The organism is Paenibacillus sp. GCM10023252 (genome assembly GCF_042653305.1).
Classification (GTDB): Bacteria; Bacillota; Bacilli; order Paenibacillales; family Paenibacillaceae; genus Pristimantibacillus.
Map to the genome: position 1 here is coordinate 304458 of NZ_JBHSHW010000010.1, position 12369 is coordinate 316826.

Genomic DNA, 12369 nt, shown 5'->3' on the forward strand with positions numbered 1-12369 from the left:
ATGGTACATAGCCAGCATCTTGAGGAGGTCGACAGGTGGGAGTGCCAGTTGGGGTATGGATAGCGGCAGCCCTTATTATTGCCATCATCGTATGGATGACGATCTGGGTAACGAATAAGGCGTATTCCAAGCGTTGGGAAGACGAGGAAGATGAGCTGCACAAGAGGTAGTACAAGAGTTGGTTATTTGAGGATACAGGAGACCTGGTTAGAGCGTCGCTGCGGAGCGGTTCTTGGCTAGGTTTTTTTGGGGTTGGTTAGAAGAGGGGATGGGGCCATCCTTCAGCATTGTAACCTCGAGGTCGATATAAGTAAGATGACTAGAGATTACAAGATCTGGGGAGGGCTTATTGTTGTTGCCGTTACGTAGGAAATATCGAATTACCGCTGCTATGCTTGCAGTTATTCTTGCAGCAGGAGGAACGCCAGCTCTGCAGGACGCGCTCCTGCCGGCTGCTGCTGCAGCCGCTAAGGTACAGGCTGAGTCAGCTCAGCTGAAGATTACAAGTTACCCGTCGTTCCTGCCAGCAGCTGCTGAAGCCCATCAAGGGCCGAGGGGAGAGAAGGGGGCATACCCGTACATGGCTGCCGCTGTGGCAGCAGAAGTAGTTCGTAAGGTCGAAGTAGAGTATGCCCGGTTCACAGCTGACGGTAAGCTGCATGCACCTGTTCCTCTGCCGAATGGCAAGCTGATGGCGGTCACGGACAATGGCTGGGCGAACGTGATTGACGGAGACGGCAAGGCCGTCTGGAAGCAGAACCTGTATACGAAGCTGTCTGCGCCTGCTGTTGATGCAGCGGGTAATGTATGGTTCGGTGGAGAGAGTGCCAGGCTGTACCGCTTCAACGGAGCGGGTGTCGGCAGTATGCTTAAGATGTATCACTTCAGCGGTAAGAAGGATGGATTCTTAACGTCCGGTGTCGTCATTGATGAACTCGGAACGGCGTATATGGCGTATGAGCATGGCTTGGTGTCCATGGCGAAGGACGCCAAGACGAGCGCAGCCGCTGTCCTGCCAGCAGGAGTGAAGACGGCTGGTCTTGTTGCCGGCAAGCGCGGTGTGTATGCGCTAGGCAGCAATGCGACGCTATACGCGGCAGAGGGCGGAGCGATACGCTGGCAGGCGCGTCTGGATGACTCGCTTCGCGGAGCGAAGCTGGCGCCGGACGGACGCGGCGGGGTACTGCTGCTTGCGGGCAAGGCGCTCGCCGCCTACGATGCGGACGGCACGCTCCGCTATATGCGCGAGCTGTCCGCCGCCGCTCCCGCAGGCGGCTGGACGGCCCCGGCGGTTCTGCCCGGGGCCGGCGGGGTACTGGCTGCCGCGGAGCAGGGCGGCAGCCGCATTGCCGGGTTCCGCCTCGAGGACGGGGCGGAACTATGGCGCGTGAGCGCAGCGGGGGCGGGCGGCGGATTCGCCCCCGCGGCGCTGGCGCCGGACCGTGCTGCCGGCCTGTTCGTGGCCGGCTCCCGTTCCGGCGCCTTGTACGCGATCGCCCCGGGAGATGGGGCGACCGAGTATGTGTACGGCGGCGCCGCCGGCGGTGCGTTGCCCGCGTCCGGCGTTACGCCGCTCGGAGGCGGACGGATCGCGTACGCGTCCGCAGGCGTGCTTGCGCTTGCGGGGCCTAACCGGCCCGCAGCGATTACTTATGCGGCAGCAACGGTCAAGCTGCCGGTAGGCAGCCGGCTCCTGCTCTCGGACAAGCTGAAGCTGTCCGTTCCCGTCGCTGTCAGCTATCGCTCCGACAAGCCTGCCGTCGCGACAGTGAATGACATCGGCGTCTTGACGCCCATCGCCGCCGGCACAGCCACCATCACCATCGAGGCAGTGACCCCTGGATACAAGGGGCAGCTGAAGCTCCCGGTTCAGGTTACCCCTCCATCCTCAGCCCTCAAGGCGAGGACTGAGACGAAGAAGCTGCAGCTGAGCGGACGTACTTACACGGTGCAGACGATCACGATACCGAAGGGGCTTCCGGTCACAGCTGCCCTTGCCGGCCGCCGGATCGGAGCAGTTCAGCTGCTGCAGGACATCGCTAAGGGATATCGTGCGGAGGCAGCGATTAATGGAACCTTCTTCGAATCCTATGGCGGTATTCCTGAACCGTGGGGGACCGTAATTAGCGATGGCAGACTAGAGCATATCGGTAATCTCGGGACAGCTGCAGGCTTCACTTGGGACGGGACGGTGCTGATGGATACGCTCCGGGTCAGCATTCAAGGCGGAACCAATGGCTCCTACAGCTATCCGAATAATTGGTATGCTTACTTCGTCAATCGTACTCCTGCGGCGGGCGCTTCGGCAGCGATTCTATACACGCCTAAGCGAGGAGCGAAGCTTGGCTTCGCAAGGGGGCGTTCGGTTACCATTCGCGGCGGCAAGGTAACCGCCGTGCAGAAGAACGTTAACGCAGTTATTCCGGCTGATGGGTATGTACTTAACTTCACTGGGGCTGAAGAGAAGCTGGCGGATCGATTCAAGGTGGGTGTACAGGTAGATTACAAGACGGTCACAACGAACCTGGCGAAGCAGCCTGTGAACTGGTCCCGCGTCCATACGGCATTAGGCGCAGGTCCGAGATTGGTGAGGGACGGCAAGCTTGCGGTGGATCCGGTCAAGGAAGGATTCAACAGTCCTAAGATTACTCGGGATGCTGCAACGCGAAGCGCGCTGCTCGTGAAGAAGGACGGGACCATCATGCTTGCCACGGTGCCTAGCGCAACCATGAAGCAATGGGGGAGCCTGATGCTCCAGCTTGGCGCTTACCAAGCGATGAATATGGACGGCGGAGCCTCTTCAGGCCTCTACTTCCAAGGCAGAGTCATCACCGCACCAGGCCGCACACTCTCTAACCTGCTCGTCTTCGGAAGCAATCTGAAGTGGTAGTGAAGCTTGTCTCGCCTGCTGCACAATAACCTAATGCTTGCTCATCGTAACGATGCCGTGTAGAGCACGAGGTAGTCCCTGCTAGCTGGGAGGATGCCGGAGATAAATGCAGAAGTGCACCTAATCTCCCCGGCCAGCGGAGAGGGAGTCGGCAATAGGTGCAGGTGCAGAAGTGGTTATTACTTAGATACCTTTAGCACTCCATTGTCCACGGAGCGTTGAGTGGACAATTTAGTTTTTTTGTTTGGTTAGCGAGCGAGCTCATGCGAGTTCGGATAGGGTATAAACTGCACCTATCTGGTGACTGGCGAGCTCGTGCGAGTGCGGATAGGGTATAAAATGCACCTATCGGGTGACTGGCGAGGCCGTGCGAGTGCGGATAGGGTATAAACTGCACCTATCCGGTAACTGGCGAGGCCGTGCGAGTGCGGATAGGGTATAAACTGCACCTATCTGGTGACTGGCGAAGCCATGATAGCGTGGATAGGGCATAAAATGCACCTCCCTCTGTACGAATAGGATTACTCTCGAATGCTCGTAATCTCCCCCGCCAGCGGGGAGCATGCCAGTTATAGGTTCACCTCGTTGACCACAAGCGCAGGTCTTCCAGCTCCATAAGGAGCAAAAATGCACTTGATTGACCGCAAGCACGGGTCTTCCAGCTCCATAAGGAGCAAAAATGCACTTGATTGGTTCGCGAGCATGGATCGGCAAGCTCCTGTGACCCCGAGTGGGCAACTTGCCAGCGATAGTACCAGAACAGTAACTAATCCCTCAAGCAGCATACGAGGCCCCAACCGCCCTCCCCTCAAGCAGCAACCAACCAGCGACGCTGAAGCAATACAAGGAGGCAGCCCGCAAGCGAATATCCGCTTGCGGGCTGCCTCCTTCTACATCTAGCTATTCAAGGCTCGTCATGGACCTCGGGGAAGGGACTGCCTGTCCGGTCGTCGCCGGGATATTCCCGCTCTATTCCGTCATGCAGCTCCCGATTCTCATAGCCGAACCGATTCTGCGGGCGCTGATCCATCCGCCAAGGGGAGCTCTTGCCGAGCGATTCCGTTAATAGGGTTGCGCCGTAAGGCCCTTCCGGGAATTCCTCCGCTGTGAGGTCATTGCGCTGGGATTCCACCGTCGATACGTCCGTATACACCGTTCGATCTTCCTTGATGAAGCCGTCCATTCCAGATCGCCTCCTGCGTGGTTGATTGGCCGTACGGATGTATAGTGTACCCCAATCAGTCGGTAAAATTCACCGTTCCAACCACTAAGCTGAGAAATTGGCTTAATTCGGCAGCTTCCTCCTCCGTGAGCTTGAAGGTATGCTCGAGATAGCCTTCTTCCTCCAGATCATCCGCGCCAATAATAGCGGTTTTGCCCGATTGAAGCTCGGTAATCAGTTTTTTGCCGTAGAAGCGGCTAGTGTTGGTGATGGCAAGGTCGAATCTCTTCATACTTGGAACAATGAAGGTGACGAAGCGAGTCGTTGTGTCCTCGGTCGTATCGGACATGAAGTCATAATCAGGCAGCAGCATTCATTCGTTCCTCCTAACTTCTTGTAGTTCTCTTATTATACATGAATTATTTGCTTGTCAGGAAGGTTCTCGTATGATAGCATGAAGTCAATCGAATCTTTGAACGTGAGGAAGCACCTCTCTTGCCTATGCAGGAGGGGTGCTTTTTTTTGTGTCCATGCATGGTTCAAGGCATTCGCTACAACCAATAAGGAGTGTGTGCAAGATGCAAATCGTATTTCTGAACACGTTCGAGAAGCAAACCCCTGAGTTCGGAATCGCAAGCGCCCAGCTCTCTATATGCGAGCGGCATGGGGTATGGGAAGTGTTATGGGTTGAGGGGGAGGAAGGCACTCCAGTAACCTGGTTCGAAGGCACGTCCTGGGAGGAGATGATTGCCGCCTTCCGCCATGGAGCAGCGGTGAAGATGGGGGAGGGGTACAACCCGATCATTGACGGCATGCTGGATGAGCGGCGTACGCTAAGCGGCAGCTATCAGACGATGATGCAGTGCTACGGCGAGCTGAACCGGAATGATGAGCTGTTCGAGGCTCTCCGGGAATGGCGCCGGCTGCGGGCTATGTCGGAGAAGCGTTCCGCGTACCTTGTCGCAACGAACCGGATGCTGTGGATGATTAGCGCATTCATTCCGCACAAGGCAGAGGAGCTGCTGCAGATTCCAGGCTGGGGCGAGACGAAGCAAGCGGCGTATGCGGCTGAGCTGCTGGCGATTACTTGCACCTATGAGAGAGGGACGTCCTTCCCGCTCGATTGGGTATCGAACGCCCTCGATCCGAAGGAATACACCCAGTGGCTGTACCGGCAGAAGGAGACGAAGTTCAAGGGTCAGATGGACCGGCTTCAGGAGAAGCGGAAGATCCTCACCTCCATCCAAGCTGGTGAATCACTTGATCAGTTGATGCAAGAAATCAGCCTGCCTCGCAGAGAGCTCCTCGACCGAATTGAGCAGCTGGATTCGGAAGGGTATGATCTTGAGCCGCTCATTACGAGAGAGCTGTCCGATATGCCAGAGGCTGAGCAGCAGCTAGTATGGGATACGATGCAATCTGTCGGCGACCGCTACCTGAAGCCGGTGCTTCAGCAAGTGTATGGTGAGGAGGCGGGAGACAGCCGCTCAATGGACACGTTATACGGCAGGCTTAGACTGCTTCGTCTCCGCTTCAGGAGAAGCACTAAGCAAGAGGCCGTCTCTTAGTTCTAGCAGAGCCTCTTCTTCTCCCCACACGGGACAGGAAGAGGCACTTTTGTCGAATTATGAGGAGTTTAGTTGCACTAATGATGCAGGACTTTTGAATCATTCCCTCTAAAAGTAGTATACTTGTCCTAATCTTTCCGATATAATGGAAAAAGATTAGGACTCTTGTCGAATTTTGCAAGCGTAAACGATTTTCCGTCCTCTGGCGGAAAAAGTTTCGCGGTGAAATATAGGCGGAGTATAAGATTCAAATCTATACTTTCCTATATTTTCGAAAAGGAGCGCTACCTTTGTATGAAGGCAGAATACATTAATCCATTCCTTGAATCGGCTAAAATTGTGATCGAGCAGGTCATTCAGATTCGCCCTTCGACCGGTCAGCTCGGACTGAAAGACATCAAGTTTGTAGAAAATTATATTTGGATTCAAATAGGTCTGAACGGACAAATGAACGGCGATATCGTATTCGGATTAAGCGAAAGTGTAGCGCTGAAGATGGTATCGGCCATGATGGGCGGCTTCGCGATCTCTGAGATAGACGAGATCAGCCGCAGCGCGATATCCGAGCTCGGCAACATGATTAGCGGCAATGCGAGCACGATGCTTTTCAACCAAGGGGTTAAGGTGGATATTACGCCTCCTAAGGTCATTCATTCGGCACAGGCAGCAGGGTTCACCACACAGAAGGCACTTACGATTCCGCTTATAATGGAAGGTATAGGGGAATTGGATATACAAGTATTAGTAGCGTGAGGGAATGAAGAAGTCTCCTATGGGGGCTTTTTTTGCGTCTGATGGCAGGATCAAGTAAACTTGGAAGGTAGCGAGCCACCGCATAAGGCTGGTGACATCCGTTACACCGTTACACCGTTACAGCGTGGGGGGAGTTAATCGTGTTGCAGGGGAAAGTTGTGTTCATATCCGGTGCCTCCAGTGGAATCGGCGCCTTAACCGCTCAGAAGCTCGCGGCCAAGGGAGCGATTCCCATCCTGACGGGTCGAAGCGAAGAGAAGCTGCGTCAAGCAGCCGCGGGCATTGCCGGGCGCAAAGCGATCTACACCATGGATGTGAGAAATCTAGAGCAGGTTGAGCAAGCCGTGAGAGCGGCTGTAACGGAATTCGGCCGTATAGATATTGTCCTTAACAACGCAGGTTACGGGAAGTTCGATTACTTCGAGGATGCCCCGGTAAGGGACTTCGAAGAGATGATGGATACGAATTATATGGGAATCGTACGCTGCACCAAGGCCGTCATTCCATACATGCTGAAGCAGAGAAGCGGGCACATTGTCAATATCGCTTCCATGGCAGGCAAGCTGGGCACCTCGAAGTCAACTGGCTATTCGGCGACGAAGCATGCGGTGCTCGGCTTCACCAATGCGCTGCGAATGGAGCTGAAGGATAAGGGAATTATGGTGTCAGCCGTTAACCCGGGTCCCATTGACACCCCCTTCTTCGAGCTCGCAGACCCGCAGGGCACATACGTGAAGAACGTTCGCTGGTTCATGATGAAGCCGGAGTATGTCGCGGATCAGATTGTGCGTGTCATGGAGAGAAGGACGGCGGAGGTCGATCTGCCGAGGTCAGCCGGGATCGGCATCAAGCTGTATCAGCTGTTCCCGCGTCTGGCGGACCGGATATCGGGACGATTGTTGAATCGGAAGTAAGAGATTGTAGATTGTGAAAAGAGGATCAATAACATGAACGAAACCAAATGGTCACAACTAGGATTACAGCAAGCCTTATGTGAGAAGCTGCAGGCGAATGGCATCGTCGATCCGACGGACGTGCAGACAGAAGCGATTCCTGCACTGCTCGCCGGACGGGACGTAACCGCAAGATCTCAGACAGGTACGGGCAAGACACTCGCGTACCTGCTGCCTATCCTGCAGCGCATTGATGCCTCATCCCCTAAGATGCAGGCAATTGTCCTCGCTCCGACGCAGGAGCTGGGCATGCAGATTGTCCGCGTCGCAGAGAGCTATGCAGAGCCGATGGGCATCAAGGTTCAGCAGTTAATCGGCGGGGCTGCTCTGAAGCGCCAGGTAGAGAAGCTCAGGCTTCATCCACAGCTTGTCATCGGAACTCCAGGCCGTATCCATGAGCTGATGAAGATGAGGAAGATCAAGCTCCACGATATTAAGATAGCCGTCGTAGACGAGACCGACCAAGTATTCCAGCTCGGCTCCGTTCGCGAGGTGGAGATGCTCCTGAAGGCGATGACAGGCGGCAGGCAGCTGGCCTTCTTCTCCGCTACCCATCCGCAGCAGATGATTGATCTGGAGAGCCGGCTGATGACGGATCCGCTTCGCATTGAAGTGAAGCCGGAGCACCGGGTGTCGGAGACGATTGAGCACTTCTATATCGTGAGCGACAAGCGGGACAAGACGGATGCGGCACGTCGAATACTGCGCATGCTGGAGCCGAAGCAGGCCCTGCTCTTCATGAACGACACGGACAACATCTCGAATTGGCAGGCTAAGCTCGGATACGAAGGCTTCACGGTAGAAGCCCTGTTCGGAGATGCCGACAAGCAGCGCCGTGCGGCGACATTGAACCGATTCCGTGACGGCCAGTGCCAACTGCTGCTCGCTACGGATGTGGCAGCACGTGGTCTTGACATTGAAGGATTGCCGCTCGTCATTAATCTGGATCCGCCTCTTGATGCGGATCATTATGTACATCGCGCTGGAAGAACGGGAAGAATGGGCCGCAAGGGGACGGTCGTGTCCATCGTCACCCCGCAGGAGATCTTCATCATGGACAAGTTCCGCAAGACGCTGGGCATCCATCTTCCGCATAAGTCTCTGTACAAGGGTGAGTTGGTAGCTCCAAGTGAGGTTCCTTCGAAGAAGTCATTCGCAGCCAGACCTGGCGGGGACAAGCGCTCAGAGGCAACGAAGCCGGTTCATGATCCTTACTACCCGAAGAAGACTTCACCAGCGGAAGGTGCTGATGCATCCTCATCAGCGGCGGTTCAAGAGTTGATGAAGCCTCGCAAGGGTAAGCCGGCGGCGGTCAGTGGAGCAACCAAGCCGAAGCAGCCATCAGCAGCGGCAGCCAAGGCTCAGAAGAAGCGGGATAGCAAGAATAAGGGAGCGCCCAAGTGGCTGAAGGCCAAGCATGCCCAGGAGCCCTCGGATACACATTAAAATATTTTCAGACAAGCCACCCTCTTAAAACGATAACCTGCCCACGAAACTTATGGCGTAGGTAAAAAGCGGTAATCAACCGTAATCGCACATAAGGGAGAGTGGCTTTTTATTATGAATTCTAACTGGAAAAAATCAGCTATCGCTTCATTGGCACTGCTCATGCTGGCAGGCGGAACAACAACCGCATTCGCAGATCGCGGAAGCAAGGACAAGGACGATGACCACAAGGGCAAAGATAAAGATGAAATCAAGATCAATATAGACTTCGAGGACGAAGAGGAACTGAAGTGGGCACTGGAGCACATCATGCGTCTTGCTTCCAAGGGTGTGTTCAACGGATATTCCGATGGCACGTTCAAGCCTAACCAGAAAATCTCCCGCATCGAGACACTGACAGCGGCTGTTCGCCTGATGGGTCTGCGTGAGCAAGCGGAATCCGCCGCAGAGATGGGGGCGGAGCTGAACTTCCGTGATGCAGACAAGATCGAGAAGAAATACCCTTGGGCAGTAGGTTATGTATCTGTAGCGGTTAAGAACGATCTGTTCACCGAGACCGAGACAGATGTTCAGCCTGAGAAGGAAGCGACTCGTCTATGGGCAGCTACTATCCTCATTAAGGCTCTGAAGCTTGAGGACGAAGCGAAGGCGTTGAACGGAACGAAGCTGGACTTCAAGGATGCGAAGAATATCCCGGCAGGTTCTGTAGGTTACGTAGCGTTAGCCATTCAGAAGGGCATTATTACGGGATATGGGGACAAGACCTTCCGTCCTAACCAACCGGTTACCCGTGCTGAGCTCGCTGCCCTGCTTGACCGTACCGACAGCGAGATGCCGAACCATGATGCACATGCCATTGAAGGCAAGCTGAAGGCTGCTCCAGCAGCTGGCAAGATTACTGTGGTTAAGGCTGACAACACAGAAGTGACGCTGGATGTTGCTCCTAATGTATTTATTTTCAAAAACGACAAGAAATCTGCGCTGACTGATCTTGCAGCTAACGATCAAGTGCTGGTTCGCACGTATCAGAATAAAGTGGTGTTCATTGAAGTGACAGCTCCAGCACCAGTTGTGGTTGCCTTCACGGAGACGGGCGTGCTGAACGGCTTCACCTTGAACGCACAGAACAAGCTAAGCACGGTATCCATCCTTAAGGCTGGTCAAGCGACGGCTGTTGTGTACAACGTGGATGCTAATGCTACGATCAACGGCATTCCGGTACAAGGACAGAACGTTGAAGTGAAGGGCGAGAACAATATTGTGAAGTCCATCACCATTAAGTAAGAATTTGAATGTCTGTGAAGCAAGGCGCTCCGTTACGGGGTGCTTTGCTTCTTTTTTTTTGATTCCGGATGAGAAGTTGGTTATGCTTAGGGAATGTTGTTGACGATGAGAATATACGGGTTAAGGTGGGGAAAAAGATGAGTTCCATATTGCAAGTTAGCGGCTTAACGGGGGGATACAGCCCGCGCAGACCGGTGCTGCATAATCTCAGCTTCGAGGTGAAGGCCGGTGAGATGGTCGGCTTGATCGGACTGAACGGCGCTGGAAAAAGCACGACAATTAAGCATATTCTTGGTCTAATGAAGCCGATAGAGGGGAGCTCCACAGTTGGAGGCGTTACGCTGGAGGAGGACCCGGACCGCTATCGCTCGGCCTTCGCTTACGTGCCTGAGACACCTGTCCTGTTCGACGAACTGACGGTGGAGGAGCATATGCGGCTGACGGGGATGGCATACGGGATCGATGAGGACGCGTATGTGCATCGCAGTGAGCGGTTGCTGGAGGAGTTCCAGATGCTGCCGAAGCGCCGAGCATTCGCGTCCCATCTGTCGAAGGGCATGAAGCAGAAGGTTATGATTATGAATGCGCTGCTCTCGGAGCCGTCGCTATATATTATTGATGAGCCGTTCCTAGGACTAGATCCGCTAGGTATACGATCTCTGTTAGAGAGATTGGTGGCGGTTAAGCGCCAGGGAGCGGCCATCCTGATGAGCTCACATATTCTGGCTACGGTGGAGGCCTATTGCGACCGCTATATCGTGCTGCATCATGGTCGAATCGTTGCCCAGGGCACTCTGGCAGAGGTGCAGCAGGCTGCTGCACGGGTTGGCGGTGCAGGAGCGGGTGCAGGTGCCAGTGAAACCAGTGAAAGTGCCAGTGCCAGTGCCAGTGCCAGTGCGGATGGAGCTCATGGTGGAGCTGGCTCAGTGAGAGCTGGTGCTGCTGGGGGCGGTACGCTGGAGGAGGCCTTCTACCGCCTAGTGACTGGAGGGGACAGCAGTGGACGCTGATTCTCTTCGGAATATGCGGGGAGCTCGGGCCCGAGCTTGGCTCACGGAATCCAGACCTTACTTGCAGTACATGGCGCAGAGCGGGTTCACGGGCTTCGTCATTCTCTGCCTCATCATGGGGTCAATCGGGTATACGACGTTAATCCTGAACTTGCCAGACTCATTCCCAGTGACGGCGGTGGGAATTATCGCCTTGACTCCTGTGCTGGCATGGAGCCCTCTGCGAACGTATCTTGTTCATGCTGATATGGTGTTTCTCATGCCTCGCGAGGGGCAGATGGGCGAATATATGGGAGCTGGGCGGCGGAATCAAGCGGTATTCGTCGTGCTGCTGACCGTTGTCATAACTGCCTTGTACCTGCCTATCTATCGGCAAGGGGATGGCGAGGTGATTAGCTGGCAGCTGGCTGCCGTATTGCTGCTGCTGAGATGGGGGAACTTGCGGGGGTCATGGATAGAGCGGGAGCTTGCCTGGCCGAATAGGCGTATCGTGCTGCGGCTGCTCCGCTGGGCAGGAACGGGGGCGGTCGTTGCGGCTCTGCTGGAGGCCTCATTGTGGAAGGCCGGACTATTTGGCTTATTGGTTGCCGCACTGTTGGCTGTGCTGTATCGGCTGCCAAGCAGGCATGCTTTTCCATGGGAACGGTTGATGGAGGAAGAAGCTGGGACGCGCAGGCGTTATTATACGTTCTACGGCATGTTCATTGATGTGCCTACACTTCCTTCGCGCGCGGCGAAGAGGCCTTATCTGTCGTGGATGAACCGGCTTGTTCGGTATGGGAGCAGGCAGACGTTCCATTACCTGTACACGAGTACGCTGGTGAGGACAGAGATCGGCGGCATGCTGATTCGCCTATTGCTGCTTGGCATGCTGGTCATCTATTGGCTGGGGGATGCCGCTGCGCTGTCCGGCTGGGGAGCTGCTGCGGTACATGCCTTGTTCGTCATGATTGCAGGGCTGCAGCTAAGCGCACTTCGCCAGGTGCACCAGTACTCCGTGTGGCGGCATGTCTATCCGCTCCCTGAGAGCAGACGCCATGACTCGGTAGTGGAAGTCGATCGCTTCGCTATGTTGGTCTGTTCAGTGCTGCTGTGGCTGCCGCTTGGGTTGACCTTGCTGCTGGAAGGGGAATATATGGCGCCGGCAGTTGCGCTCGTCTGGCCGATCGTATACATCTGTCTAATCAGGCCGGGTCGCCTGCGGCGTAAGATGATGTTGGATCTGGACGAGGAGTAGAGGGTCCAGGGTGGGGGCGGTTTAACGCGGATATTCCTTGTTAAGTCGGTGCACCTAGCTGGTGCC

Annotated in this window: 11 protein-coding genes; 9 read left to right on the forward strand and 2 right to left on the reverse strand. The window is 55.2% G+C overall.

Translation table 11 applies throughout. From position 1 onward, the window contains the following. Positions 1 to 35: 35 nt before the first annotated feature. Both ACFO9Q_RS09520 and ACFO9Q_RS09525 read left to right on the forward strand, forming a co-directional pair. The gene (locus ACFO9Q_RS09520; protein WP_379181162.1) at positions 36 to 170 is read left to right on the forward strand and encodes a hypothetical protein; all 135 of its coding nucleotides are present in this window, start codon (positions 36 to 38) and stop codon (positions 168 to 170) included. Positions 171 to 352: 182 nt separating this feature from the next. Then, on the forward strand, positions 353 to 2890 hold the full coding sequence (locus tag ACFO9Q_RS09525) for a phosphodiester glycosidase family protein (RefSeq protein WP_379181164.1): 2538 nt from the start codon (positions 353 to 355) through the stop codon (positions 2888 to 2890). Between the two features lie 904 nt (positions 2891 to 3794). On the opposite strand, the gene ACFO9Q_RS09530 is transcribed toward ACFO9Q_RS09525, so the two are convergent. Further along, on the reverse strand, positions 3795 to 4073 hold the full coding sequence (locus tag ACFO9Q_RS09530) for a hypothetical protein (protein ID WP_379181166.1): 279 nt from the start codon (positions 4071 to 4073) through the stop codon (positions 3795 to 3797). A 55-nt stretch (positions 4074 to 4128) separates the two neighbouring features. Next, the gene (locus ACFO9Q_RS09535; protein ID WP_379181168.1) at positions 4129 to 4425 is read right to left on the reverse strand and encodes a DUF3055 domain-containing protein; all 297 of its coding nucleotides are present in this window, start codon (positions 4423 to 4425) and stop codon (positions 4129 to 4131) included. Between the two features lie 205 nt (positions 4426 to 4630). Here ACFO9Q_RS09535 and ACFO9Q_RS09540 point away from each other — a divergent pair, with 205 nt between their 5' ends. The 7 genes from ACFO9Q_RS09540 to ACFO9Q_RS09570 all read left to right on the forward strand — a co-directional run bounded on the left by ACFO9Q_RS09540 (position 4631) and on the right by ACFO9Q_RS09570 (position 12303). Then, complete coding sequence (locus ACFO9Q_RS09540) at positions 4631 to 5620, forward strand: HRDC domain-containing protein (RefSeq protein WP_379181170.1); 990 nt, start codon at positions 4631 to 4633, stop codon at positions 5618 to 5620. 294 nt (positions 5621 to 5914) lie between these two features. Then, positions 5915 to 6373 (forward strand): chemotaxis protein CheX, encoded by a 459-nt coding sequence (locus ACFO9Q_RS09545; RefSeq protein ID WP_379181172.1) that lies wholly within the window; start codon positions 5915 to 5917, stop codon positions 6371 to 6373. Between the two features lie 137 nt (positions 6374 to 6510). Further along, on the forward strand, positions 6511 to 7287 hold the full coding sequence (locus ACFO9Q_RS09550; RefSeq protein WP_379181297.1) for an SDR family NAD(P)-dependent oxidoreductase: 777 nt from the start codon (positions 6511 to 6513) through the stop codon (positions 7285 to 7287). 33 nt (positions 7288 to 7320) lie between these two features. Beyond that, positions 7321 to 8772, forward strand: a complete 1452-nt coding sequence (locus ACFO9Q_RS09555) for a DEAD/DEAH box helicase (RefSeq protein ID WP_379181174.1) — start codon at positions 7321 to 7323, stop codon at positions 8770 to 8772. Between the two features lie 114 nt (positions 8773 to 8886). After that, positions 8887 to 10056, forward strand: coding sequence for an S-layer homology domain-containing protein (locus tag ACFO9Q_RS09560; protein WP_379181176.1), 1170 nt, complete (start codon positions 8887 to 8889; stop codon positions 10054 to 10056). 137 nt (positions 10057 to 10193) lie between these two features. Beyond that, entirely contained in the window at positions 10194 to 11066 is an 873-nt protein-coding gene (locus ACFO9Q_RS09565; protein ID WP_379181178.1) for an ABC transporter ATP-binding protein, read from the forward strand. Continuing rightward, entirely contained in the window at positions 11056 to 12303 is a 1248-nt protein-coding gene (locus ACFO9Q_RS09570) for an ABC transporter permease (protein ID WP_379181180.1), read from the forward strand. Before ACFO9Q_RS09565 ends, ACFO9Q_RS09570 begins: the two co-directional genes overlap by 11 nt. The last annotated feature ends 66 nt before the right edge of the window (positions 12304 to 12369 follow it).

Excerpts from the sequence above, each read along its gene's own strand:
- ACFO9Q_RS09530 (WP_379181166.1), bottom strand. The coding sequence starts at position 4,073 with ATGGACGGCTTCATCAAGGAAGATCGAACGGTGTATACGGACGTATCG.
- ACFO9Q_RS09535 (WP_379181168.1), bottom strand. The coding sequence starts at position 4,425 with ATGCTGCTGCCTGATTATGACTTCATGTCCGATACGACCGAGGACACA.
- ACFO9Q_RS09540 (WP_379181170.1), top strand. The coding sequence starts at position 4,631 with ATGCAAATCGTATTTCTGAACACGTTCGAGAAGCAAACCCCTGAGTTC.
- ACFO9Q_RS09545 (WP_379181172.1), top strand. The coding sequence starts at position 5,915 with ATGAAGGCAGAATACATTAATCCATTCCTTGAATCGGCTAAAATTGTG.
- ACFO9Q_RS09555 (WP_379181174.1), top strand. The coding sequence starts at position 7,321 with ATGAACGAAACCAAATGGTCACAACTAGGATTACAGCAAGCCTTATGT.
- ACFO9Q_RS09560 (WP_379181176.1), top strand. The coding sequence starts at position 8,887 with ATGAATTCTAACTGGAAAAAATCAGCTATCGCTTCATTGGCACTGCTC.
- ACFO9Q_RS09565 (WP_379181178.1), top strand. The coding sequence starts at position 10,194 with ATGAGTTCCATATTGCAAGTTAGCGGCTTAACGGGGGGATACAGCCCG.